Origin of the sequence: Hydrogenophaga sp. T2, from assembly GCF_049843535.1 — a bacterium.
Classification (GTDB): domain Bacteria; phylum Pseudomonadota; class Gammaproteobacteria; order Burkholderiales; family Burkholderiaceae_C; genus Hydrogenophaga; species Hydrogenophaga crocea.
Genome location: NZ_JBBHZJ010000001.1, coordinates 399,834 through 424,693, shown reverse-complemented (window position 1 = coordinate 424,693; position 24,860 = coordinate 399,834). Strand labels below are relative to the sequence as shown.

At 68.2% G+C, this 24,860-nt stretch carries 22 protein-coding genes and 2 tRNA genes; 19 read left to right on the top strand and 5 right to left on the bottom strand.

The window, feature by feature from the left end:
• Positions 1–13: 13 nt before the first annotated feature.
• Entirely contained in the window at positions 14–568 is a 555-nt protein-coding gene (gene efp / locus WDZ95_RS02010) for an elongation factor P (protein ID WP_166227001.1), read from the bottom strand.
• Positions 569–654: 86 nt separating this feature from the next.
• Entirely contained in the window at positions 655–1,692 is a 1,038-nt protein-coding gene (earP, locus tag WDZ95_RS02005; RefSeq protein WP_425775972.1) for an elongation factor P maturation arginine rhamnosyltransferase EarP, read from the bottom strand.
• A 50-nt stretch (positions 1,693–1,742) separates the two neighbouring features.
• Between earP and uvrC the strand changes: the two genes are divergently transcribed.
• From uvrC to WDZ95_RS01990, 3 genes are read left to right on the top strand one after another with little or no spacing between them, the layout of a single operon-like run.
• Positions 1,743–3,800, top strand: a complete 2,058-nt coding sequence (gene uvrC / locus WDZ95_RS02000) for an excinuclease ABC subunit UvrC (RefSeq protein WP_425775971.1) — start codon at positions 1,743–1,745, stop codon at positions 3,798–3,800.
• 18 nt (positions 3,801–3,818) lie between these two features.
• Complete coding sequence (gene pgsA, locus WDZ95_RS01995) at positions 3,819–4,388, top strand: CDP-diacylglycerol--glycerol-3-phosphate 3-phosphatidyltransferase (protein ID WP_425775970.1); 570 nt, start codon at positions 3,819–3,821, stop codon at positions 4,386–4,388.
• Positions 4,389–4,446: 58 nt separating this feature from the next.
• The gene (locus WDZ95_RS01990) at positions 4,447–5,307 is read left to right on the top strand and encodes a DMT family transporter (RefSeq protein ID WP_425776245.1); all 861 of its coding nucleotides are present in this window, start codon (positions 4,447–4,449) and stop codon (positions 5,305–5,307) included.
• Here the strand turns inward: WDZ95_RS01990 and WDZ95_RS01985 are convergent.
• Positions 5,264–6,256, bottom strand: coding sequence for a LysR family transcriptional regulator (locus tag WDZ95_RS01985; RefSeq protein ID WP_425775969.1), 993 nt, complete (start codon positions 6,254–6,256; stop codon positions 5,264–5,266). The genes WDZ95_RS01990 and WDZ95_RS01985 overlap by 44 nt on opposite strands.
• A 106-nt stretch (positions 6,257–6,362) precedes the next feature.
• Here WDZ95_RS01985 and WDZ95_RS01980 point away from each other — a divergent pair, with 106 nt between their 5' ends.
• From WDZ95_RS01980 to WDZ95_RS01950, 7 genes are all read left to right on the top strand, one after another.
• Positions 6,363–7,448: a tartrate dehydrogenase gene (locus WDZ95_RS01980; protein ID WP_425775968.1), complete on the top strand. Its 1,086-nt coding sequence runs from the start codon at positions 6,363–6,365 to the stop codon at positions 7,446–7,448.
• A 262-nt stretch (positions 7,449–7,710) separates the two neighbouring features.
• Positions 7,711–7,983 (top strand): HU family DNA-binding protein, encoded by a 273-nt coding sequence (locus WDZ95_RS01975; protein WP_166226995.1) that lies wholly within the window; start codon positions 7,711–7,713, stop codon positions 7,981–7,983.
• Positions 7,984–8,003: 20 nt separating this feature from the next.
• Positions 8,004–8,079: transfer RNA gene (locus WDZ95_RS01970), tRNA-Val, on the top strand.
• Between the two features lie 80 nt (positions 8,080–8,159).
• Positions 8,160–10,085 (top strand): SurA N-terminal domain-containing protein, encoded by a 1,926-nt coding sequence (locus WDZ95_RS01965; protein WP_425775967.1) that lies wholly within the window; start codon positions 8,160–8,162, stop codon positions 10,083–10,085.
• Between the two features lie 39 nt (positions 10,086–10,124).
• Positions 10,125–10,200: transfer RNA gene (locus WDZ95_RS01960), tRNA-His, on the top strand.
• Positions 10,201–10,372: 172 nt separating this feature from the next.
• The gene (locus tag WDZ95_RS01955) at positions 10,373–11,659 is read left to right on the top strand and encodes a tyrosine-type recombinase/integrase (protein WP_104301909.1); all 1,287 of its coding nucleotides are present in this window, start codon (positions 10,373–10,375) and stop codon (positions 11,657–11,659) included.
• A 112-nt stretch (positions 11,660–11,771) separates the two neighbouring features.
• A complete protein-coding gene (locus WDZ95_RS01950) occupies positions 11,772–12,095 on the top strand; it encodes a hypothetical protein (protein WP_146076039.1) in 324 nt (107 codons plus the stop codon).
• On the opposite strand, the gene WDZ95_RS01945 is transcribed toward WDZ95_RS01950, so the two are convergent.
• On the bottom strand, positions 12,096–14,873 hold the full coding sequence (locus WDZ95_RS01945; RefSeq protein ID WP_425775966.1) for a conjugal transfer protein TraG N-terminal domain-containing protein: 2,778 nt from the start codon (positions 14,871–14,873) through the stop codon (positions 12,096–12,098). It abuts the gene before it with no gap.
• A gap of 246 nt (positions 14,874–15,119) precedes the next feature.
• Between WDZ95_RS01945 and WDZ95_RS01940 the strand changes: the two genes are divergently transcribed.
• Complete coding sequence (locus WDZ95_RS01940) at positions 15,120–16,634, top strand: transposase (protein WP_104301910.1); 1,515 nt, start codon at positions 15,120–15,122, stop codon at positions 16,632–16,634.
• A gap of 503 nt (positions 16,635–17,137) precedes the next feature.
• On the opposite strand, the gene WDZ95_RS01935 is transcribed toward WDZ95_RS01940, so the two are convergent.
• Entirely contained in the window at positions 17,138–18,025 is an 888-nt protein-coding gene (locus WDZ95_RS01935; protein WP_250195638.1) for a LysR substrate-binding domain-containing protein, read from the bottom strand.
• A 92-nt stretch (positions 18,026–18,117) separates the two neighbouring features.
• Between WDZ95_RS01935 and phnC the strand changes: the two genes are divergently transcribed.
• From phnC to WDZ95_RS01895, 8 genes are all read left to right on the top strand, one after another.
• On the top strand, positions 18,118–18,966 hold the full coding sequence (gene phnC / locus WDZ95_RS01930) for a phosphonate ABC transporter ATP-binding protein (protein ID WP_375142782.1): 849 nt from the start codon (positions 18,118–18,120) through the stop codon (positions 18,964–18,966).
• The gene (gene phnD / locus WDZ95_RS01925; RefSeq protein WP_250195637.1) at positions 18,927–19,805 is read left to right on the top strand and encodes a phosphate/phosphite/phosphonate ABC transporter substrate-binding protein; all 879 of its coding nucleotides are present in this window, start codon (positions 18,927–18,929) and stop codon (positions 19,803–19,805) included. The genes phnC and phnD overlap by 40 nt, the downstream gene beginning before the upstream one ends.
• A gap of 17 nt (positions 19,806–19,822) precedes the next feature.
• On the top strand, positions 19,823–20,608 hold the full coding sequence (gene phnE, locus WDZ95_RS01920; RefSeq protein WP_250196698.1) for a phosphonate ABC transporter, permease protein PhnE: 786 nt from the start codon (positions 19,823–19,825) through the stop codon (positions 20,606–20,608).
• A 14-nt stretch (positions 20,609–20,622) separates the two neighbouring features.
• Entirely contained in the window at positions 20,623–21,588 is a 966-nt protein-coding gene (locus tag WDZ95_RS01915; protein ID WP_259373448.1) for an NAD(P)-dependent oxidoreductase, read from the top strand.
• 163 nt (positions 21,589–21,751) lie between these two features.
• On the top strand, positions 21,752–22,495 hold the full coding sequence (locus WDZ95_RS01910) for a LysR family transcriptional regulator (protein WP_250195636.1): 744 nt from the start codon (positions 21,752–21,754) through the stop codon (positions 22,493–22,495).
• Between the two features lie 25 nt (positions 22,496–22,520).
• On the top strand, positions 22,521–23,375 hold the full coding sequence (locus WDZ95_RS01905; RefSeq protein WP_250195635.1) for a transposase: 855 nt from the start codon (positions 22,521–22,523) through the stop codon (positions 23,373–23,375).
• Between the two features lie 513 nt (positions 23,376–23,888).
• Complete coding sequence (locus tag WDZ95_RS01900) at positions 23,889–24,170, top strand: helix-turn-helix transcriptional regulator (RefSeq protein ID WP_425775965.1); 282 nt, start codon at positions 23,889–23,891, stop codon at positions 24,168–24,170.
• 32 nt (positions 24,171–24,202) lie between these two features.
• A complete protein-coding gene (locus WDZ95_RS01895; RefSeq protein ID WP_425775964.1) occupies positions 24,203–24,772 on the top strand; it encodes an Hsp20/alpha crystallin family protein in 570 nt (189 codons plus the stop codon).
• Positions 24,773–24,860 lie beyond the last annotated feature (88 nt).

The following is a 24,860-nucleotide window of genomic DNA, read 5'->3' as shown; positions in this document are numbered from 1 at the left end:
CGGATGCCCGCGGTCAGACGCGCTTGCGGTATTCGCCGGTGCGGGTGTCGATTTCGATGCGGTCGCCCTGGTCGACGAACAGCGGCACGGCCACTTCGAAGCCGGTGGCGATCTTGGCGGGCTTGAGCACCTTGCCCGAGGTGTCGCCCTTGACGGCGGGTTCGGTCCAGGTGATTTCGCGCACCAGGCTGGTGGGCAGCTCGACCGAGATGGCCTTGCCTTCGTAGAACACCACCTCGACGGCCATGCCGTCTTCGAGGTAGTTCAGGGCGTCGCCCATGTTCTCGGCTTCCACCTCGTACTGGTTGAAGTCGGCGTCCATGAACACGTACATGGGGTCGGCGAAGTAGGAGTAGGTGCACTCCTTGTGTTCCAGGATGATCTGGTCCATCTTGTCGTCGGCCTTGAAGACGACTTCGGTGCCGATGTTGCCGAGCAGGCCCTTGAGCTTCATGCGCACGGTGGCCGCGCCACGGCCGCCACGGGCGTACTCGGTGCGCAGGACGATCATCGGGTCCTTGCCGTGCATGATCACGTTGCCGGCGCGGATTTCTTGGGCGATTTTCATAGGGGGTTCCGGTTGGGGCGCCCGAGGGCCGGGCACGGAGGGGGCCAGGGTCTGGCGCCCGGCCGGTTGTCGCAAAGCCCGCGATTTTAGCCCTTTGTGGCCACGAAGCCGGCGAGCTGGGTGGCCAGGTCGTCGCGGGCCCACAGACGCTCGCGCGCCGCGCGCACCGCTTCGCCCCAGGCCTCCACGGCGCGCCAGCCGGGCCAGGCCGCGGGCCGGGCGTCCATGCCGTTCCAGCGGCGGTGCCATTCGCGCAGGTCGGCCGGAGCGTCGAGCCAGTCGAGGAACGCCTCGAGCTTGGCGTGGTGGGCGTCGTCGTGCTGCGGGTAGATCTGCCACACGAAGGGCTTGCCGGCCCAGAGCGCGCGCACCAGCGAATCCTCGCCGCGCACGAAGTTCAGGTCGCTGGCCCACAGCAGCCCGTCGAAGCCGCGCTGATCGAGGTGGGGCAGGGCGTGGCGCTGCGCGCCCGGCGCCAGCGGCAGGCCGGCGCTGGCGGCGGTGGCGCGGCCCGCGGTCACGAGCCAGTGGGCGTCCGCACTGGCCATCAGACCGGGCAGGGCCGCCGGCTCGTAGCAGAACAGGGTGATCCAGCGCGCACCGGCCGCTGCGGGCAGGCCCTGCGCGGCGCGCCAGGCCGCGGGGTCGAAGGCGGCCTGGCGCGCGGCCAGGTCGTCCTCGCGCAGCAGGCCGCCGGTGCGCGCGGTGAAGCCGGGGTAATAGAACCACTTGGTGAGGCCGCGGCCCGGCCCGCTCAGCACGGGCGAGGGCAGGCCGTGCTGGCGTTCAACAAAGCCCTCGGCGCTCAGGTACTCGAGGTTGATCCACACCGGGTCCACCTGGCGCGCGGCCACGAAGGCCTCGGGCAGTTCGCAGCCGAAGGCCTCGATCCACACCGGGCCGGGCGTGTGGCCCTGCGCATCGAAGGGCTCGCGCCAGGGCAGCACGGTCACGCCGGGCGCGCCCTGCGGCGCCATCCAGGCCAGCGGCGCGGGGTCGTCGATCCACAGCCGCACGGGCGTGCCGCGCGACGCGAGCTGCGCGGCCAGGCGCCAGCACACGCCGGCGTCGCCGTAGTTGTCGATGACGCGGCAGAAGAGATCCCAGGGGGCGGTGCTCGGCATGGCGCGATCTTGCACCAGCCGCGCGCCGGGCCGAGGCCACAATACGCGCCATGTCCGAGGCGCATTCCGAACAACTGCTGAGCGAAGTGGCCGCGCTGCCCGCGCTGCCCGGGGTCTACCGCTACTTCGATGCGCAGGGTCAGCTGCTCTACGTGGGCAAGGCACGCAACCTCAAGAAGCGCGTGTCGAGCTACTTCCAGAAGAACCACGACGGCACGCGCATCGGCCACATGGTGAGCCGCATCGTGCGGCTCGAAACCACGGTGGTGCGCAGCGAGGCCGAGGCCCTGCTGCTCGAGAACAACCTCATCAAGACGCTCAACCCGCGGTTCAACATCCTGTTCCGCGACGACAAGAGCTACCCCTACCTCAAGATCACCGGCACGCGCGACGCCGCGAAATCGGCCGGGCGCACCACCAGCGCGTCCACGCTGTTCCCGCGCATGGCCTACTACCGCGGCGCGGTGGACAAGCGCCACAGCTACTACGGCCCTTACCCCAGCGCCTGGGCGGTGAAGGAATCGATCCAGCTGCTGCAGAAGGTGTTCAAGCTGCGCACCTGCGAAGACACGGTGTTCGCCAACCGCACGCGGCCCTGCCTGCTCTACCAGATCAAGCGTTGCAGCGGGCCCTGCGTCGATCTGATCCACCAGGCCGAGTACCTCGCCGACGTGGCCAACGCCGAGCGCTTCCTGCGCGGCGAAACCCAGGCCGTGCTGCAGACGCTGGAGTCGCGCATGCTCGAACACGCCGACAGGCTCGAATTCGAGCAGGCGGCCGAGATCCGCAACCAGATGAGCGCACTCTCGCGCGTGCTGCACCAGCAGACCATGGAGACCGGCACCGACCAGGACGTGGACATCCTGGCCGTGAAGGTGCAGGGCGGGCGCGCCTGCGTGAACCTGGCCATGGTGCGCGGCGGCCGCCACCTGGGCGACCGGCCGTACTTTCCCGCGCACGTGGACGACGCGAGCGCGATCGAGGAGCTGATGGCCGACGGCGCCGCCGCCGACGCCAACCAGGCCACCGACCCGGCCGAACGCACCGCGCTGCGCGTGCTCGAGGCCTTCATCGCGCAGCACTACATCGGCGCCCCCATGCCGCCCGTGCTCGTGACCAGCCACGCCGTGGGCAAGCCGCTGCTGGACGCGCTCACCGCGCAGACCGGCCAGAAGGTGCACGCGGTGCACAACCCGCGCGAGCACCGCCGCCTGTGGCTCGAGATGGCGCAGAAGAACGCGGGCATCGCGCTCGCGCGCCTGCTGGCCGAAGAGGGGAGCCAGCAGGCGCGCACGCGCGCCCTGGCCGAGGCGCTGCAATTGCCTGACGACGAGCTCGAGGCGCTGCGCATCGAATGCTTCGACATCTCGCACACGGCGGGCGAATCGACCCAGGCCTCGTGCGTGGTGTTCGAAGGCCACAAGCTGCAGAACAGCCAGTACCGGCGCTACAAGATCGAGGGCATCACGCCCGGCGATGACTACGCGGCCATGCGCCAGGTGCTCACGCGCCGCTACGGCCGCATTGCCGAGGCGCTCAAGGCCGAGCAGGACGGCGCGGCGCTGCCGGCCGGCACCACGGTGGCGGTCGAGGGCGAGTCCGAGGCAGAAGCCGAAGCCGTGTCTGCCACCGAAAAAGACCTGCCCGCCACGGGCCCGCGCATGCCCGACATCGTGCTGATCGATGGCGGCAAGGGCCAGGTGGGGGTGGCGCGCGAGGTGTTCACGCAGCTCGGGCTCGACCTGGCCTGCATCGTGGGCGTGGAAAAAGGCGAGGGCCGCAAGGTGGGTCTCGAAGAACTCGTGTTCGCCGACGGCCGCGCCAAGGTCTATCTGGGCCACGACTCGGCCGCGCTCATGCTGGTGGCGCAGATCCGCGACGAGGCGCACCGCTTCGCGATCACCGGCATGCGCGCGCAGCGCGCCAAGGTGCGCACCGGCGGCAGCCAGCTCGAAGACATCCCCGGCGTGGGCCCGAAGAAGCGCGCGCGGCTGCTGCAGCGCTTCGGCGGCGTGCGTGGCGTGGGCGCGGCAAGCGTGGAAGACCTGGCGACGGTCGAAGGCATCTCGCTGGAGCTGGCCGAAGCCATTTACCGGGCGCTGCACTGAGCCCCCCATAATCGCCCCATGTTCTTCAACCTCCCCACCCTGCTGACCTGGGCCCGCATCGTGGCCATTCCGCTCATCGTGGGGGTGTTCTATCTCGATGGCCTGAGCCGTGCCGAGCAGAACCTCGTGGCCACGGCGATGTTCATCGTCTTCGCGCTCACGGACTGGGCCGATGGCTACCTCGCGCGCAAGCTCAACCAGACCTCGGCCTTCGGCGCCTTCCTCGACCCGGTGGCCGACAAGTTCCTGGTGTGCGCGAGCCTGCTGGTGCTGGTGCACATGGACCGCGCCGACGTGTTCGCCGCGCTCATCATCATCGGCCGCGAAATCGCCATTTCCTCGCTGCGCGAGTGGATGGCCATCATCGGCGCCACCAAGAGCGTGGCGGTGCACATGATCGGCAAGGTCAAGACCACGGTGCAGATGGTGGCCATTCCCTTCCTGCTGTTCGACGGCCGCCTGCTCGGCCTGATCGACACCCGCGTGTGGGGCGGCTGGCTGCTGTGGCTCTCGGCCGTGCTCACGGTGTGGTCCATGGTTTATTACCTGCAGAAGGCGCTGCCCGAGATCCGCGCCCGTTCGCGTTGACGCGCCCAAGGCCTTTCGCTTGAACGCTTCCGCCCCCGACAACGGCTGGCTGCGCGCCATGCCCTGGGTGTTCGTGCTGATCTGGAGCACGGGCTTCATCGTGGCGCGCTACGGCATGCCGCATTCACCGCCGCTGTCCTTCCTGGCCATGCGCTACGCGCTGTCCATCCTGTGCTTCCTGCCCTGGATCGTGTGGGCCGGCGTGAAGTGGCCCGCCAGCCGTGCGCAGTGGCTGCACCTGTCGGTGGTGGGCGTGCTCATGCACGCGGGCTACCTCGGTGGCGTGTGGGCCGCGGTCAAGGCCGGCATGGGCTCGGGCCTGTCGGCGCTCATCGTGGGCCTGCAACCCGTGCTCACGGCCATCTGGCTCAGCGCCATGGGCGGCGCCCAGGGGCAGGTCTCACGCCGCCAGTGGCTGGGGCTCTTGCTGGGCTTCGCAGGCCTGGTGCTGGTGGTGTGGCGCAAGCTCGTCGAAGGTTCGCCGGGCGACCAGGCCAATGCGCACAACCTGGCGTATGCGGTGTTCGCGCTGTTCGCCATCACCGCGGGCACGCTCTACCAGAAGCGCTTCGTGCAGGCCTGCGACGTGCGCACCGCCAACACCACGCAGCTCATCGCGGCCTTCGTCGTCACGCTGCCGCTGGCCCTGGTGGAAACCGAGGCCATGCACTTCACGCCCGGCTTCATGGGCGCCATGGCCTGGTCGGTGCTGGGCCTCACCCTCGGCGGCAGCTCGCTGCTGTACCTGCTGATCCAGCGCGGCGCGGCGGCCTCGGTGGCCAGCCTCATGTACCTGGTGCCACCGTGCACCGCGCTCATGGCCTGGCTGCTGTTCGGCGAGCCGATCACGGCGCTCACCGTGGCCGGCATCGCGCTCACCGCGTTCGGCGTGAGCCTGGTCGTGCGCGCGCCGCGCTGAGCGGCGCCGTCGCAGGGGCAGGCGCGGGCCGCCAGGGCTCGTCGCGGAAGGCCTCGGCCAGCGCGGCCACCAGCAACTTGATGCGCTTGGGCGATTGCGCCTGCCAGGGCGCGAGCCAATGGATGTCGGCGTCGCGGTGGCTCCACTCGGGCAGCAGGTGCACGAGCGCGCCGCTGGCGATCTGCGGCGCCACGTCCCACAGGCTGCGCAGCATCACGCCGTGGCCCGCGAGGCACCAGTCGCGCACCAGTTCGCCCGAGTTGCTCGTCATGGGACCGGCCACAGCCACGCGCCGCACCGTGCCTTCGCCCTCGCGCTGCAGGGCCCAGTGGTCCTGCCGGTGCGGCATGGCGTCGGTGTGCTCGCGCACCACCAGGCAGTGGTGCATGGCGAGCTCGTCGAGCGATTGCGGCGTGCCGTGCACCGCGAGGTAGGCCGGCGCGGCCACCAGCACGCGGCGGTTGGGCGCGAGCCGGCGCGACACCCATTCGCCCGCGCGCTGGTCGGGCGCGCCCCAGAGCCAGACCGCGCCATCCAGGCCCTCGGCCGCGAGGTCGGGCAGCCGCTCGGTGAGCTGGAGCTGGATGGACACCGCCGGGTGCTGGGCCTGGAAGCGCGCGAGCGCCGGGCCCACCCAGCGGCGGCCGAAGCCGAAGGTGGCGGCGAGCCGGATCGGGCCCGCGGGCTCGGCCTGCCGTTCACGCAGTTCGGCCTCCAGCGCCTCGAAACCGCGCAGCAGCTCGGCCGCGCGCTGCGCCAGGGTCTCGCCCTCGGCCGTTGGGCTCACGCGGCGCGTGGTGCGCTGGAACAGGCGCACGCCCAGCGCGGCCTCGAGCGCGGCCAGCCGGCGCGTGACGGCCGAGGGCGTGAGCCCCAGCGCCTGGGCCGCGAGCGCCAGGCTGCCCTGCTGGCGCACGGCGTTGACCATCTCCAGATCGCTGCGGTCCATTCGTTCCTCGGATTCAACAATGAATGCAGGAATTATTGCGAATGAATCCTATACATTGCGTGCATCCCGTCGGCGCGCGGCGCCCCAACCCCCAGGAGACTCCCCCATGAGCAAACACCGCATCGCCGTCATCGCCGGCGACGGCATCGGCACCGAAGTCATGCCCGAGGGCCTGCGCGTGCTCGAGGCCGCGGCCTCGCGTTTCAACATCGACCTGCAGTTCGACCACTTCGACTTCAGCAGCTGCGACTACTTCGAGAAGCACGGCAAGATGCTGCCCGACGACTGGAAGGACCAGATCGGTGGCCACGACGCGATCTACTTCGGCGCCGTGGGCTGGCCCGACAAGGTGCCTGACCACATCTCGCTCTGGGGCTCGCTGCTGCTGTTCCGTCGCGAGTTCGACCAGTACATCAACCTGCGCCCCGCGCGCCTCATGCCCGGCGTGACCGCGCCCGTGGTGCGCCGCGACGGCTCGCCGCGCGCGCCGGGCGAAATCGACATGGTCATCGTGCGCGAAAACACCGAGGGCGAATACAGCAGCGTGGGCGGGCGCATGTACGGCGGCACGGCGCGCGAGATCGTGATCCAGGAAACCGTGATGTCGCGCCACGGCGTCGACCGCGTGCTGCGCCACGCCTTCGAGCTCGCGCGTTCGCGCCCCAAGAAGCACCTCACCAGCGCCACCAAGAGCAACGGCATCGCCATCACCATGCCGTACTGGGATGAGCGCGTGGCCGAGATGGCCAAACAGTATCCGGATGTGAAAGTGGACAAGTTCCACATCGACATCCTCACCGCGCACTTCGTGCAGCGGCCCGACTTCTTCGATGTGGTGGTGGGCAGCAACCTGTTCGGCGACATCCTGTCCGACCTCGGCCCCGCCTGCACCGGCACCATCGGCATCGCGCCCAGCGCCAACCTCAACCCCGACCGCACCCATCCCTCGCTGTTCGAGCCGGTGCATGGCTCGGCGCCCGACATCGCGGGCAAAGGCATCGCGAACCCCATCGGCCAGATCTGGTGCGGTGCGCTCATGCTCGATTTTCTCGGCCACCGCGCGGCCCACGACGCGGTGCTGGCCGCCATCGAGGCCGCGCTGGAGCCGGGCAGCGGCGCGCCGCGCACGCCCGACCTGGGTGGCCAGGCCGGCACCAGCGACCTTGGGCGCGCGATCGCCTCGCGCATCTAGTCGCTTCATGGAAAGCCCGTAGCGAAGCACCCCGGTGGCCGTTCACTGGTGCGACTAGAATCCCCGCTCGCGTGGCCCACGCGCCTCGGAGTCCGATGTCGTGTTGACACGCTCCGCGGCACGTGGGTCTAATCGTTCGAAGCACGCCGGACCATCCAGGCCGCGGCCTGCGACCCCCGGGCATCCGGGCCCGGCCCAGCACCGCTGGTGGCCAGCGGCCCACCCAAAACGATCCAACCTATCCTTTGCAGAGGGGCTTTTCGTGAACAAAACTGAACTCGTCGAACACATCGCCAAGCACGCCGACATCTCCAAGGCGGCTGCCACGCGCGCGCTCGACTCCACCATCGCCGCCATCCGCACCACGCTCAAGAAGGGCGGCACCGTTTCCCTGGTGGGTTTCGGCTCGTTCGGCGTGACCAAGCGCCCGGCCCGCAAAGGCCGCAATCCCCGCACCGGCGCCGAGATTAAAATCAAGGCCGCCAAGGTGCCGAAGTTCCGTCCCGGCAAGGCACTGAAGGACGCGGTCAACTGACCCGGCCTCGCAAGCACTGGGGGTGCTTAGCTCAGTCGGTAGAGCGGCGCCCTTACAAGGCGTAGGTCGGCGGTTCGACCCCGTCAGCACCCACCACAAAAAAAAGGCGAACACGGGTTCGCCTTTTTTATTGTTCAAAATCCGGCGTTTGATCCAGCCATCACAGGGTATCCCGCATGTTCGACATCATCCGCGATCGCAAGAAGTTCCTGATGGGCTTCCTGCTGATCCTGATCATCCCGTCCTTCGTGTTGTTCGGCGTGGAAGGCTATACGCGCTTCAATGAAGGCGGCGCTGCGGTGGCCAGTGTCGATGGCAAGAAGATCAAGCGCGCCGAGTGGGACCAGGCCCACCGCCAGGAGGTCGAGCGCCTGCGCGCCATGGTGCCCAACATCGACTCGGCTTTGCTCGACAGCGACATCGCGCGCTACGAATCGCTCGAACGCCTGGTGCGCCAGCGCGTGCTGGCCGCGGCCGTGGCCAAGCTCAACCTGTACACGCCCGACCAGCGCCTGGCGCGCGAACTGCAGCAGAACCAGGCGATCGCCTCGCTGCGCAAGCCCGATGGCTCGCTCGACGTCGAGGCCTACCGCCAGCTGCTCTCGCGCCAGGGAATGACGCCCGAGATCTTCGAAGCCTCGGTGCGCGCCGACCTGTCGCAGCGCCAGGTGCTGCAGGGCGTGCAGGCCACGGGCTTCGCCTCGAGCGCGATGGCGCGCGCCACGCTCAACGCCTTCTTCGAGCAGCGCGAGCTGCGCGTGAAGACCTTCACCGCGCGCGACTTCGCGGCGCGCGTGAACCCGAGCGACGCCGACATCGAGGCCTTCTACCAGCAGAACCAGGCGCTGTTCCAGGCGCCCGAGCAGGCCGACGTGGAGTACCTGGTGCTCGATGCCGCCGCGCTGCAAAAGGGCATCAGCATCAGCGAAGCCGACCTGCGCAGCTACTACGACCAGAACGCCTCGCAGCTCAGCGGCGCCGAAGAACGCCGCGCCAGCCACATCCTGCTCAGCGTGCCCAATGGCGCCACGCCCGAGCAGAAGGCCGAGGTGCGCAAGAAGGCCGAGGCCCTGCTGGCCGAGGCCCGGGCCAACCCCGCGAAGTTCGCGGAACTCGCCAAGGCCAACTCGCAAGACCCGGGCTCGGCCGCCAACGGTGGCGACCTCGACTTCTTTGGCAAGGGTGCGATGGTGCCGCCGTTCGAGCAGGCGGTGTTCGCGCTGCGCAAAGGCCAGATCTCCGACATCGTCGAAACCGACTTCGGCTTCCACATCATCCAGCTCACCGACATCAAGGCCCCGCCCGTGAAGAGCTTTGCCGAGCTGCGCCCGCAGCTCGAAGCACAGCTGCGCCAGCAGCAGGCGCAGCGCCAGTACGCCGAGGCGGCCGACACCTTCAGCAACCTGGTGTACGAGCAGCCGCAGAGCCTGCAGCCCGCGGCCGAACGCCTGAAACTCACGGTGCAGACCGCCAAGGGCGTGCTGCGCACCCCGGCCACGGGCCAGACCGGCCCGCTCGCCAACGCCCGCCTGCTGGGCGCGCTGTTCGCGCCCGAATCGATCTCGAGCAAGCGCAACACCGAAGCCATCGACGTGGGCGGCAGCCAGCTCGTGGCCGCGCGCATCGTCGAACACCGCCCCGCGCACACCCAGCCGCTGGCCGAGGTGCGCGAGCAGGCCCGCAGCCGCCTGGTGGCGCAGCGCGCCGCCGAACTCGCGAAAGAAGAGGCTGAAAAACAACTGGCCGCCTGGAAGGGCGGCGCCGACGCCGCGGCCATGGGCCCGGTGCTCAAGGTCTCGCGCGAAACCGCCCCATCGATCGACCCGCGCGTGCTCGATGCCGCGCTGGCCGCCGACCCCAAGGCCCTGCCGGCCTGGATCGGTGTGCCCCTGGGCCAGCAGGGCCACGCCGTGGTGCAGGTCGTCAAGGTGCTGCCGCGCGCCGAGGTGCCGGCCGAGCGCCAGGCGCAAGAGGTGCAGCAGGTGGGCCAGGGCTGGTCGGGCGCCGAAAGCGAGGCCTACTACGAAACCCTCAAGGCGCGCTTCAAGGCCCGCATCCTGGTGCCCAAGCCGGCCGAGAACGCCACGCCGCCCGTACGCTGAAATGCAGCCATCCGCGCAGGCTATAATGCGCGGCTTGCGGTGGCTGTAGCTCAGTTGGTAGAGTCCCAGATTGTGATTCTGGTTGTCGTGGGTTCGAGTCCCATCAGCCACCCCATCCCAGCGTTTCATCAGGTCCCATGCCGGACCGAACTTCCCGCTAAATCAACGACTTAGACAGTCGCTTGAGTCAGGAAGGCTCCTGTCGTCCCACGGCAGCGCAGCGAAGTTGGGGGAACATCTGGGGGAACAAATGGCGTGTTCGCAGCCATTTGACGTTTTGTTCCCCCATGCTCACCGACAAGCAGTGCAAGAACGCGAGTTGCGACGCGGGTAGGCCCCGCGTGCGCCTGGCCGATTCCGGCGGTCTGTACCTGGAGGTCTCGCCCTCTGGGTCCAAGCGCTGGTTCTGGAAGTACCGCTTCGACGGGAAGGAGAAGCGCCTTGCCCTCGGGGCCTATCCAGATCTGGGTCTGAAGGAGGCCAGGGTCGCACGTGATGATGCGCGCAAGCAACATCAGTCCGGCGCAGATCCGGTGCTCACGCGGCAGGTGGAGCGCCTCAGTTCCCGGTTCGACGCCAACGCCAGCTTCGAGGTGACCGCGCGTGAGTTCCACGCGACCAAGAAGGTCGGCTGGAGCGATCACTACGCCAAGCGCTGGATGGAGCGCCTCGAGAAGGACATCTTCCCCTGGCTGGGCAAGCTTCCGCTCTCCCAGATCGGCGCACCGATGCTGCTGCAGACGCTGCGGCGCGTCGAGGCACGTGGCACGCGCGAACTGCCACACTCTCTGCTGGAAGCCTGCGGGCAGGTGTTTCGATATGGCGTTGCCACCGGACGTTGTGAGCGCAGCCCCGCTTCGGATCTGCGCGGCGCACTGAAGCCGGTGCTGACCAGACACGTCTCGGCGATCGTCGAACCGGATCAGGTCGGCGACTTGATGCGCGCGATCGACAGCTACCACGGTCACCCCGTTACCCGGGCGGCACTGCTTCTGTCGGCGCTGCTCTTCCAGCGGCCAGGGAACATCCGGCAGATGGAGTGGGCCGAGCTGGATCTCGAGGCAAGGATGTGGGCGATACCCTCCGCCAAGATGAAGCGGACAAAGCGGGAGAAGATCAACGGAAGGCCGCATCTGGTTCCGCTCGCCACCCAGGCTGTAGACGCTCTGAAGGACCTGATGCCGCTGACCGGCCGAGGGCGATACGTGTTTCCGTCCCTGATCAGTGCCAAGCGGCCGATGAGCGAGAACACGGTCCGCGTTGCCCTGCGCCGGCTGGGCTTCGACAACGAGACGATGACTCCCCATGGATTCCGGGCGATGGCCCGTACCGTGATGGTGGAGCGGCTCAACGTGGCGCCGGACGTGATCGAGGCGCAGCTGGCACATGGGAAGTCCGGCCCGCTGGGCGCTGCCTACGACAGGGCGGAGTTCATCGAACAGCGGCGCGAGATGATGAAGGCTTGGGCGGACTATTTGGACGAACTCAAGACCAAGCCGCTGGGCAGACCTCGCGAGAAGGATCGGACTGCAGACGGGACGCATCGAACAGAAGGTTGCGCGCCACCTGCATGAAGGCGCCTGCGTCGGCTGCGTAGCGGCCTCGGTCCCGGAACAGCCTGTAGCCGCTTTTTGCGATCACGTAATTCACACTGTGCGTCCTGCAATTGACGTTTGTGAGGAGACCATGAGACGCCTCCTTCTCTTGTTGGTCGTTGCTGCATTTGCAGCAGTCGGCTGGACGTCTGGGGCTGACAGCGGAGTGGGAACGCAGGTCGTGCTGGCAGGCATTGCTGCGCTGTTTGGGATCGCAATAGGTGGTGCGCTGTTCCGGCGCAAGGCGCGAGCGACCCGAAACGATGTCGATACTGGTCACGATATTCCTGGAATGGGAACGTCTACGGCCGACATCGCAGCCAACTACTGGCGGGACAGGGGCCACCCGCCGCTCATGAAGCCACCATCGCCGCCGCCGGATCAGCACATCCACGATCCGGACCGGCTGGCCTGACTACCTTCGCTTCAGCAGGTCCTTCACTGCGTCGGCAGCGCCCTCGGCGGACTCCTTGGCATCCGCAGCTACTTGCTTGGCGGCGCGCTTGAGCAGTGATTGCCCTGCAACCAAGGTTCCATCCTCGCTTCGCCCGGCGTCAGCAGCCGAGTTCAACGCGCCGCTCTGTTGCTGAACACCTTCGCGGATCGCCTGGCCGCGCCGTGAAACTGCGTCACGGAGTGTGCCGGGCGCAATCGGTGGAGGTACAGCTCCAGATGGCAGACCGGGCTGGCGAGCGACTGCAGCATCGCCAGTGCGTTTCACGCTCTCGACATCTGGGCCCTCGGCCAGCTGATTGACCTGACGCGCATGTTGCGTCCTGAGGGACTCAAATGACAGCGGCACGGCAGTACCGTCAGAGAGGGTCCGGTTCGGTCCGAGTGACTGCCTAGCAAGCTCGGCCTCCATCAGGGCACGGGCGGCGGCACTCGTGCCACCGTACTGCTCGGCGTACCGTGTGAACATGGCGAGGTTGTGCGGGTCCTGGGCAATGTCGAGCGCGATCACCTCACCCCGTTCATAGGCTGCGCTCACGCGCTCCGCATAGGCGCTCCGATCTGAGAGACCGGCCTCGGCGCGCGAACTCCGGGTAGAGCTCGAGTTCAAGCGTGAAGACAGTTCACGTGCCTCGCGGGCGTCAGATGCGACAACCGACGCGAAGCTTGAGTCGCGGGACACTCGGTCGCCGAACTGCTTGAACTCGGCCAACTGCTCCGAGGTCAAGGCGCCCAGTACCCTCTGCTGGTCTGCCGAAAGCCCCGCCAGGTATCCCTTCTCTGCGTTGGCAGTTGCTCGAGCGCCGGCAACTGGTGTGGAGACACCGAGATGACCAGAGGCGCCGAAAGCGATTCGTGCGACTTGCGACTGGCTCATCCCCGTGCTGTCGGCGACGCTCCTCGTGATCTGGTCCAACCGGTTCAGCGTCTGCCCCAACTGCTCGAAGCTGCTGGATGTCGACCCCGTGCTGCTCCGCGATGACTTCAGCTTTGCCAAGCCCTTGGTGAATGCCTCGGACAGCACCGCCGAACGCTCGGTGCTGGCAGCGACCGCCTCGCTGCGGGCTGCGTCGACCTGGCGGCTCGCGTCCTGCACGTCCTGCTCGCTCACACGCATCGAGACGACCCGGGACGCGTAGCCCTGGTTGCGCAGCAGGCTCACGGCGGTCCGGCCGGTCAGCATGTTCGACGAGAAGGTGTTGCCGCTGATGTCGTTCTGCCAGTTGCTCATGAACGCGGACGTCCGGTTCGGCGCAAGCCGGATCTGGTCCATCGAGACATTGCCCATGCTCAGGTTGCCCGCGGCGGCACCTGCCGTGGCGCCGGCCACCATCGACTGCAGGCCTGAGAGGCCGCCCACCAGCGCGGTGCCAAAGGTCTCCATCCGCTTGAGCGCCGCCCAGGCGATGAACGGGATGCTGATGGCGAGGTAGCCGACAACGGCCTCGCCGGAGATCGCCCGGGAGTAGATCGTCGATGCCGTCTGCAGCGACAGAGCCTTGGCGCCGCTGCCAAGGTCGGCTGCTGCCGCGAGGTCGTAGGCGGCATAGATGGATGCCATGTAGTTGAGCACGGCGTACAGCGGTGGCCAAAGCTGGATCCAGATCAGCACCGCGGCATAGCCCTTGAAGGCCAGCATGGTCTCGCGCCCGCTGGTCAGCAGCATCAGCAGGACGAGGAGGGGGAACAGCGCGTAGGTGATGGCCTCGATCACGTTGCGGAACACCGGCAGCGCCTGCTCGGCGACCTTGCCGGCGTTCAGCCAGGCCGCGTTCTGCTGCGCCACGGACTGCGCCCGCCCGACAGCCAGCACCATGGCCGCCGGGTCGTTCACCTTCTGACCGATGATGTTGCTGGTGTCGTTGATCGCATTGAGCACTGCGTTCTGGCGGATCAGGTCGGCCGCTGTCGCTGCCGCGGTCGCGATGCTGTTCTTCAGGTAGGCCTGCTGGATCTGCCCGGCGATGGCAGAGTTGGCGGCTGCCGCCGGCAGCGTCGGATTCAGCTGGAAGGCGAGCTTGCCCTGGATGCGGGTCAGCTGAGCCGGGATCCGGCCGTTCAGGTTCGTGTAGGCGTTCGGGCAGGTGTCGACGGTGATCGAGCCGCCAGCGCTGGTCAGGGTCGTGAAGCGGGCCGGGTTGGGAGATGCCATCAGCGCCCACACGTCGTCCGAACTCGAGAACGTGCCCGGATCGACCGTGCCGTCGATCAGGTCGTACATCGTGCAGTTGTGGATGAAGTTGACCAGGTCCGTGCGGAAGTTCGGATCCTGGAAGGCGACGCCTCCAGTCTCCCGGATGAGGCGGTTGCCGAACATCAGGCCGTTCTTCTCGTAGCTCAGTTCGCTCGGCAGGGCGCCGACACCCGGGATGACCTGGAATGCCGTCTCGAACAGGCCCGTGAGCGTGTGCCCGACCGTGCTGGTGACGCTGCCGAGGAAGGCCACGCCGAAGGGGACGTTGGCCACCACCTTGACGGCGGATCCGCCGGTCTTGTCGACGACGCCCACGGTCACCCGCGGCACGATGAGGACGGAGAACACCAGCAGCACCGTGGCCAGCCACTTCCAGCCCTGCAGCTTCTCGGGCGCGAAGGCGTAGGCCACCAGCGCCGCGATGAACCCGCAGAAGGCCACGGCGGCGACCGCCGCCATGTAGTCGCCAGAGCCGTGGATGGTTGCCGCAGCGTTGAAGATGCCGAACAGGCTGTCGGCGTTCTGGTAGGCGTAGATCTCCCACATGCGTCGCTCCAGGGGGAGCGTGGATCCTGAAGCGATGTGACGATGGCGTCGGCCAGGAACGACCTCAAAAGCACGGGGATATCGGCACTAAGGTGAACGACGGACTCCCGCCGGGGCTGGCCCACCCCAACCGGCTGCACCCGGTGGAGGGCCATCTTCTTGCACCCACAAGCCCGACCGAAGGGCGATGGCGAGTGCAGGGCGATGCTGGGACGGTAGAGGTCCCCATCGAGTCCTCTGCATGCCGTGCACGCCGCCCGCCAGCCCGGTTCCTTACCCGGCTTGGCCAGCCGGCTCCACTACGAACGCCACCGACCGGAGCAGACCACGCTGTACCGCCTGGTCCAGCAGCATGCGGCCAGCTTCATCGCCCACACCGAGGCCAGCACGGACGCCGAGTTGCCGCGGTTCATCAAGGACGAGTTCGACGCCTTCCTCGAGTGCGGCATCCTGGCGCATGGATTCCTGCGGCTACGCTGCGGCGAGTGCGGCCACGACAAGCTGCTGGCCTTCAGCTGCAAGCGCCGGGGATTCTGCCCCTCTTGCGGCGCCCGGCGCATGTCGCAGACCGCTGCGCACCTGGTCGACCACGTCATCCCGCACGTGCCGGTGCGGCAATGGGTGCTGTCGCTGCCGATCCCGCTGCGCGTGCTGCTGGCCGCGCAGCCGGAACTGGTCACGCCGGTGCTGCAGGTGGTGCAGCGCGTGGTCACGCGACATCTGCTGCGGCAGGCGGGGCTCAAGGCTGACGAAGGTCACGGCGGCGCCGTCACGCTGATCCAGCGCTTTGGCTCGGCCGCCAACCTCAACATCCACCTGCACTGTCTGGTACTGGACGGGGTGTACTGCTGCGACGCCGATGGTTCGCCGGCCTTCATTGAGGCGGATGCGCCCACCGACGACGAATTGCACGCGCTGCTGCAGACCGTCATCGCCCGGCTGATGAAGATGCTCACGCGCCGGGGCGTGCTGGTCGAAGACATGGGCCAGACCTACCTGGCCGAGCCGGATGCCGACGGCGAGGAGGCGCGCACGCTGCGGCCGCTGCAGGCCGCGGCCATCACCTACCGAATCGCCTTCGGGCCGCGCGCCGGGCAGAAGGTGCTGACCCTGAGAGGCGCGATGCCGCGCGAGGACTCGGCCCGCCAGCCGCTGTGCGCCGACATCGACGGATTCAGCCTGCACGCCGCGGTGCGGGTCGAAGCCCATGACCCCAAGCGGCTGGAGCAGCTGTGCCGCTACATCACCCGGCCGGCGCTTTCCGACGAACGGGTGCAGGTCAATGCCGCCGGGCAGGTCGAGCTGAAGCTGAAGACACCGTGGCGCGACGGCACGACGCATCTGGTCTTGAGCCCGCTGGAGTTCATGCAGCGGCTTGCGGCGCTGGTTCCCCGGCCGCGTCTGCATCTCATCAGGTTCCACGGCGTGCTGGCGCCCAACGCCAAGCTGCGGTCCCTGGTGGTGCCGCAAGGGCCCGAGGTGGAGGAACGGGCCACCGCAGCCGTTGCCGCCAGCGAATGCGTGGTCCAGACCGAGACTAACCCGGACCGGCCGGACCGACCGCACCGAATTGCTTGGGCGCGGCTACTCAAGCGCGTGTTCGACATCGACATGCAGCACTGCCCCAACTGCGGCGCCGGGGAGCTCAAGATCATCGCGGCCATCCTGGAGCGACCGGTGATCGAGAAGATCCTGACCCACCTGGGACTGGATCCGCAGCCGCCGCCCAGAGGCCGAGCGCGCGAGGCGCGGCAAGACTGAAGCCGCCTGAGCCGCGTCGACCGTCCCGGACACCGTACACATCACAAAGGGCTGCGCAGCCTGGCGCCAGTGGCCGGTGGCGCTGCGCCCGCGTGCGGACTGGATGGCGGAAAACACAGGGTCAACCCCGAGATCAAGGCCCAACGAGCGCGAGGCGAGCCGTCAGGGCGGGCCGAATCCAGACAAGGCAACGGCTCAGGCGCCAGTTCCAAGCCATCCAGGCAGGCATCGGCTGCCCACCCAGGGCTGAGTCGGGCTTTCCAGGCTTTTCACAGACCAGACCGTTTGAAATTCCTATGCGCCAGCGCACGCCCGGTTGCCGCTGTGCTGTCCGGGGCGGGGCCAACTCCGCCGGGGGCCGGGTGTTCGGATGGCTCTGGCATCGGGCGAGTTGACTGCATCCAGGGTGTGTCGGCGGCCAGTCTAGCGACTTGATGTCAGTGCGAGGTGCTGCAGCGGGTCGATCGACCTTTGGCAAGGCGCCGTCCCGCCTGGCGCGCAGGTCAACTCGACGCGGCACGAAACTCGGCGGCGATGTCAAAGAAGGTGGCCACCAGCGGCGAGGGCCGCCGTTCGCGCCGGCACACCAGGTGCACGTGCGTGGCCATGTCGCTGTCCTGCACCGGCAGGCGCACCAGCCGGGCGTCCGGCACGTAGGCCGGCTCGGCCACCACGCCCAGGCCCATGCTCTGGGCCACGGCCTCGCGCACCGCCTCGCGGCTGCCCATCTCGATGGCCACCTGGAAACCCAGGCCGCGGCGCCGCATCGCGTCTTCGAACACCCGGCGTGTCGTCGAGCCTTCCTCGCGGATCACGAAGCGCTGATGCTGCAGATCGGCCATCGTCAGGGCGGCGCGCCGGGCCAGCGGATGATCGGCCGCCGCGAAGACCACCAGCGCTTGCCGGCGGTGCTCGACGCACTCCAGCGCCGGGTCGTCCACCGGGTTGAGCACCAGGCCGACATCGCCCTGATGATCGAGGATGCGTGAGGCGATCGACCGTGAATCGCCGACCCGCACGACGAGGTTCACCTGCGGATGCCGCCGTGCGAAGACACGCAGGATCGGCACGAGGTTGTAGGGTCCGATTGCGTGGATGACCAGCCGGCCGGCATATCGGTTCTGCGCGGCCAGCAGCAAGGCGTGGGCATCCTCCTCGGCGCTGAAGACGCGCCGCGTGTGCTCCAGCAGGGTTCGGCCGAAGTCGGTGAGTTCGAGGCGCCGGCCGCGGCGCCGGAACAGCTCGACGCCGTGGCTCTGCTCGAGCCGCTGGATGTGGGCCGACAGCGTGGGCTGCTGCAGCCCGAGCGTACGCGCGGCAGCGGTCATGCTGCCGGCGCGGGCGGTGGCGTCGAAGGCCCTCAGCGCGGCCAGGAGGCTGGTGCCGGTCATGGGCGATCCATAGATGGCGTCGATGAAGACCCCGCATTGTTCGGACGAAAACGTCACCGTGATGACACAGAAGCTGCACAGACTCCGGGCCCATGACGCCGCTTCCTTCATCGCATGCCGACTGGCTGATGCAACTGCGCGACGTGCGCGTGGCCTACCCCGGCGGCGTGCAGGCGCTCGCGCCGACCCGGCTCGACGTGGCCCCGGGCGAGTTCCTCGTGCTGCTCGGCGCCTCGGGCGCGGGCAAGTCCACGCTGCTGCGCTGTCTGAACGGGCTTGTGCGCCCGACCGCGGGCGAGGTGCGTGCGAACAACGTGCCCGGCGGCGTGCTGACGTCGCGTCATCTGCGTGAACACCGCCGTCGCTGCGGCATGGTCTTCCAGCAGCACCATCTGATCGGCCGCCAGACCGTGCTGGCCAACGTGCTGATGGGCTGCCTCGCGCAGCACCACCCGCTGCGCACGCTGTGGCCGTGGAGCCGCAGCGACCAGATCCGCGCGCTGGAAGGGCTGGATCGTGTCGGCCTGCTCGACAAGGCGCTGGCGCGTGCGGACACGCTCTCCGGCGGTCAGCAGCAGCGCGTGGGCATCGCGCGTGCGCTGGTGCAGTCGCCCACGCTGCTGCTGGCCGACGAACCGGTGGCCAGTCTCGACCCGGCCACCGCCGAGAGCGTGATGAGCCTGCTGCACCGGATCTGCAAGGGCGATCGGCTCACCGCCGTGGTCAGCCTGCACCAGGTGGGCCTGGCACGCCGTTATGCCGATCGCATCGTCGGCCTGCGCGGCGGCCGTGTCGTCTTCGATGGCCCGCCCGAGGCGCTCACCGCGCAGCGCGAGGCCGAGCTCTATGGCGCGCCTGCACCGCAGCGCGCCGCCCCCGAGGTATCCAACCAGGAGTTGCCATGTTCCGCCGCCGTCTCGCCCTTGCCGCTGTCGCTCTGAGCGCGCTCGTCACCACCCTGCCGGAGTTCGCACAGGCCCAGGGCCGCGACCCGGCGCGGTTGCGTGTCGCGCTGCTGCCCGACGAGAACGCTTCGAGCCTGATCCAGAACGCGCAGCCGCTGAAGGTCTATCTCGAGCAGACGCTGAAGAAGGACATCGAGCTGGTGGTCACCACCGACTACTCGTCGATGATCGAGGCGATGCGCTTCGGCCGCATCGAGGTGGCCTACTTCGGCCCGTTCTCCTACGTGCTGGCGAAGTCCAAGGCGCCGGCCATCGAGCCCTTCGCGGTGGGGGTCGAGCGCGGGTCGCCCACCTATCAGTCGGTGCTGATCGCCACCGCCGGCGGCCCGGTCAAGTCGCTCGACGACATCCGCGGCAAGGCCTTCGGCTTCGGCGACCAGGCGTCGACCTCCAGCCACCTCGCGCCGCGCGCGCACCTGCTGAAGAAGGCGAAGCTCGACGGCGAGCGCGACTACCGCGTGGTGCACCTCGGCACCCACGACGCGGTGGCCCGCGCGGTGCAGGCCGGGCAGGTGCCGGCCGGCGCACTCTCCAAGCCCATCCTCGACAACCTGGTCAAGCGCGGCACCATCGACGCCAGCCGGGTCGTCGAGCTCGATCTCTCGGCGCCGATCCCGAACTATCCGATCGTCATGCAGGGCAACCTCGCGCCGGAGTTGAAGCGGCGCATCCGCGACGCCTTCCTGACGATGAAGGACAAGGAGGTGCTCAAGGCCTTCCGCGTCGAGGCCTTCGCGCCGACCACCGACGAGGCCTACGACGTGCTGCGCGACACCGCCAGCGTGCTCAAGCTTGATCTCGGGAGCATGAAGTGACGGGTGCCAGTGCCACGATGCAGGCGCTGCTGGCCGAGGACGGCCGGCGCCGCCGCCGCACGCTGGCCGGTGCGGCGCTGCTGCTCGCCGCCTCGGTGCTGGCGCTGGCCGCCACCGGCTTCTTCGATGCGGAGCGTTTTGCCGATGGCCTGCCGGCGCTGATGCAACTCGGCTCGGAGATGGTGCCGCCCAACTTCGCGCGCTGGCAGAGCTGGCTCAAGCCGCTGCTGGACACGCTGGCGATGTCGGTCGCCGGGACCGCGCTGACGGTGATCGTCTCGCTGCCGCTGGCGTTGCTGGCCTCGCCCAACACCACACCGCATCCGGCCGTGCTGCGGGTCGCGCGCACGATGATGGCGGCCTTCCGCTCGGTGCCCGAGATCATCCTCGGCATCATCTTCGTGGCGGCGGTCGGCTTCGGCGCGCTGCCCGGCGTGCTGGCGCTGGCGCTGCACTCCACCGGCATGGTGGCCAAGTTCTATGCCGAGGCGATCGAGCACGTCGACGCCAAGCCGCTGGAGGCCGCCACGGCCGCGGGCGCCAGCCGCCTGCAGGTGATCACGCATGCGGTGCTGCCGCAGGTGCTGCCGCAGCTGGCCGACATCACCATCTACCGCTGGGAGTACCACTTCCGCGCCTCGGCCGTGCTCGGCATCGTCGGTGCGGGGGGCATCGGCTTCGAGCTGATGGCAGCGCTGCGGCTGATCAAGTACGACGAGGTCTCGGCCATCCTGCTGTCGGTACTGGCCTGCGTGCTCGTCGTCGACGGGCTGGGTGCGGCGCTGCGCCGCCGATTGAAGTGACAAGGAGCGATCGCGTGCACCGCATCGTCATCAGCCAGCCCATCCATGCCGAGGTGCTGATGCGCCTGCAGACCGCCGGCGAGGTGGTGATGAACCCGGGCCCCGAGCCGTGGAGCGCCGAGCAGCTGGCCGGCCACCTGCGTGAGGCCGATGCCTGGATGGCCTTCATGACCGACCGCATCGACGCGGCGGTACTGGCCCAGGCGCCGCGCCTGCGCACGGTGGCCTGTGCATTGAAGGGCTTCGACAACTTCGACCTCGCTGCCTGCGAGCGTGCCGGCGTGCAAGTGAGCTTCGTGCCGGATCTGCTCACCGAGCCCACCGCCGAGCTGGCCATCGGCCTGGCGATCGCCGCGGGGCGGCATGTGCTCGAGGGCGATCGGCGCGTGCGGGCCGGCTATGCCGGCTGGCGCCCGGCGCTCTACGGCACCGGCCTGCATGGGTCCACCGTGGCGGTAGTGGGCCTCGGCGCGGTCGGGCGTGCCATCGTCGACCGGCTGCAGGGCTTCGGTTGCGCGGAGATCCTCGGCGTGGACCCGCAGCACCGCGATGCGCGCACGCGTGCGGTCGGCCTGCGCGATGCCTTGCAGCGCGCGCACTACGTGCTGCTGGCCGTGCCACTCACCGAGGCATCGCGCCACCTGATCGACGAAATGGCGCTCGCCGCTGCGCGCCCGGGCCAGCTGCTGGTCAACGTCGGCCGCGGTTCGGTCGTCGACGAGCGCGCCGTGCTCGCCGCCTTGCAGAGCGATCTCCTCGGCGCCTATGCCGCCGATGTCTTCGAGATGGAAGACTGGAACCTGCCCGATCGCCCGAGCGCCATTCCCGAGGCGCTGCTGCGGCATCCCCGAACGGTGTTCACGCCGCATCTCGGCTCGGCGGTGCGCGAGGTGCGCCTGGCCATCGAGCAGCGCGCGGCCGACAACCTGCTCGCGGCACTCGCCGGCCGCGCCGTGGCCGATCTGGCGACGCCGGCGTGACGGTCCTGCCGGGAAGAGGGCCTCCATGGAATGAATCGTGGCAGGGTGGACTCTTGACCTTGACATCGTGTGAAGGTCAAGACTGCCGACCCTGATCCCGACGCGGGCTTGCGGCGGCGCGGCCGCTGCGGCAGCGTCGAACCTCTTCTGTGGAGATGCCGGAATGGACCGTCACCAGGCCTTTCAATGCTTCTGCCGCGTCGTCGAGACCGGCGGCTTCGCCGCCGCGGCGCGCGATCTCGATCACTCGCCATCGATGGTCACCAAGACCATCCAGCAGCTGGAGGAGTGGACCGGCAGCCGCCTGCTCGCGCGCACCACGCGGCGCATGCAGCTCACCGAAGCCGGCGAACGCTTCTACGCCTACTGCCGGCGCGTGCTCGACGACACCGAGCGCACGCTCGGCGCCCTGCGTGCTGCGCACGGCGAGCTCAGCGGCCGGCTGGTGCTGGCGGTACCGGTCTCGCTGACGCTGTCCTTCATGAAGGACCATCTCCACGCGTTCCAGTCGGCCCACCCGGGCATCGAGCTGGAGCTGAGGCTGTCGGACCGCCCTGTGGACCTCGTGCGCGACGGGGTGGACGTGGCGCTGCGGGGGCAGGCGCAGCTCGAGGACTCGTCGCTCGTGGCCGTGCCGCTGATGGTGCTGCAGCGCGCGGTGGCAGCGGCCCCGGATTACTGGCGGCGCCACGGCAAGCCCGATCACCCCTCGGCGCTGGCGACGCACAACGGCCTGGCCTACACGCTCGGCGCCGACGCCACGCGCTGGCAGTTCAGCGGCCCCGGGGGCGCCAGCCACACGGTGGAGGTGCATGGCAGCTTCCGCGCGGACAACAGCCTGATGCTGATCGACGCGATGCTGCGCGGCGTGGGAGTCGGCCTCGTGCCCACGGTGATGATGCGCTGAGGCGGATGCGCCCACCGACGACGAATTGCACGCGCTGCTGCAGACCGTCATCGCCCGGCTGATGAAGATGCTCACGCGCCGGGGCGTGCTGGTCGAAGACATGGGCCAGACCTACCTGGCCGAGCCGGATGCCGACGGCGAGGAGGCGCGCACGCTGCGGCCGCTGCAGGCCGCGGCCATCACCTACCGAATCGCCTTCGGGCCGCGCGCCGGGCAGAAGGTGCTGACCCTGAGAGGCGCGATGCCGCGCGAGGACTCGGCCCGCCAGCCGCTGTGCGCCGACATCGACGGATTCAGCCTGCACGCCGCGGTGCGGGTCGAAGCCCATGACCGCAAGCGGCTGGAACAGCTGTGCCGCTACATCACCCGCCCGGCGCTTTCCGACGAACGGGTGCAGGTCAATGCCGCCGGGCAGGTCGAGCTGAAGCTGAAGACACCGTGGCGCGACGGCACGACGCATCTGGTCTTGAGCCCGCTGGAGTTCATGCAGCGGCTTGCGGCGCTGGTTCCCCGGCCGCGTCTGCATCTCATCAGGTTCCACGGCGTGCTGGCGCCCAACGCCAAGCTGCGGTCCCTGGTGGTGCCGCAAGGGCCCGAGGTGGAGGAACGGGCCACCGCAGCCGTTGCCGCCAGCGAATGCGTGGTCCAGACCGAGACTAACCCGGACCGGCCGGACCGACCGCACCGAATTGCTTGGGCGCGGCTACTCAAGCGCGTGTTCGACATCGACATGCAGCACTGCCCCAACTGCGGCGCCGGGGAGCTCAAGATCATCGCGGCCATCCTGGAGCGACCGGTGATCGAGAAGATCCTGACCCACCTGGGACTGGATCCGCAGCCGCCGCCCAGAGGCCGAGCGCGCGAGGCGCGGCAAGACTGAAGCCGCCTGAGCCGCGTCGACCGTCCCGGACACCGTACACATCACAAAGGGCTGCGCAGCCTGGCGCCAGTGGCCGGTGGCGCTGCGCCCGCGTGCGGACTGGATGGCGGAAAACACAGGGTCAACCCCGAGATCAAGGCCCAACGAGCGCGAGGCGAGCCGTCAGGGCGGGCCGAATCCAGACAAGGCAACGGCCCAGGCGCCAGTTCCAAGCCATCCAGGCAGGCATCGGCTGCCCACCCAGGGCTGAGTCGGGCTTTCCAGGCTTTTCACAGACCAGACCGTTTGAAATTCCTATGCGCCAGCACTTGTAGGCTCCCGATCAAACCTTTACCTATCGCCGGATCGGACTGCCCCAGCACACCCTCTCTGGAAATTTGAGTCACATCAATCGCCCAGCAGGTCGCTGGATGTTGACTCTTGAATTTCGGCATGTTAGGCGCAATATCTTGCAAAGTCTTGCAAGAATTTCCTCAGGCGAGGCCGCGTTACGACGGAACTTGTGGGGGTGGTATGACAGCGCGCCAGCAGGCGATCTGCACACTCGACGAGTTGGCTGCCTACTTGAAAGTCGGCAAGCGGACGCTCTACCGGCTCGCCGCGCACGGGGAAATTCCGGCCTTCAAGGTCGGCGGGACGTGGCGGTTTCGTCAAAGTGAAATCGATCAATGGATCAATGATCAGATCCAAGCAGGCAGAAAGAAGGAGCTGATACGCACAGATGAGCAGCCGAAGTCAGCGAAACATCCCGTGTTGCCTGGGCGCGCTATCCATAGCCGCAGGCAAGCGGATTGAGTGAGTCTTCAATTGATTTCTGGAGGTATGACATGGACATTGATTTCAAGAAATTGGCTCCCTGGAACTGGTTCAAGAAGGAGCAGGAAGAACAACAGAGCACGGCCTCGCTGCCGGTGCAGCGCAATGACCTGCCGGTGGCGGGTGGGCCCGTCAGTCCCATCCTGCAATTGCATCGCGATATCGACCGCCTGTTCGACGACGCGTTTCGAGGCTTCGGTTTCCCGACGCTGGCCATGCCACGCTGGCCGTCGGACTGGCCGGGCATGCTGAAGCCGGCGCTGGACATCCAGGAGACCGACAAGCAGTACAAGATCGCCCTGGAAGTACCCGGCGTCGAGGAAAAAGACATCCAGATCACGCTCGACAACGACGTGCTGCTGGTGCGCGGTGAAAAGCATCAGGAGCAGGAAACGAAAGACGGCGGTTTCCACCGGGTGGAGCGCTCCTACGGCAGCTTTCAGCGCGCTCTGAACCTGCCGGCCGATGCCAACCAGGACACGATCAAGGCCGCTTTCAAGAACGGTGTGCTCACGATCACGATGGAAAAGCGCGAGGCCAGTACGCCCAAGCAGGGGCGCTCGATCCCGATCAACGGCTGACGCGGGGCAGCGCGTTTTTCTCAAAAACCACAAAGAGATGAGGCACCGTGATCGGCGGTGCCTCGTCAGATCAATCTTTACAGGAGCA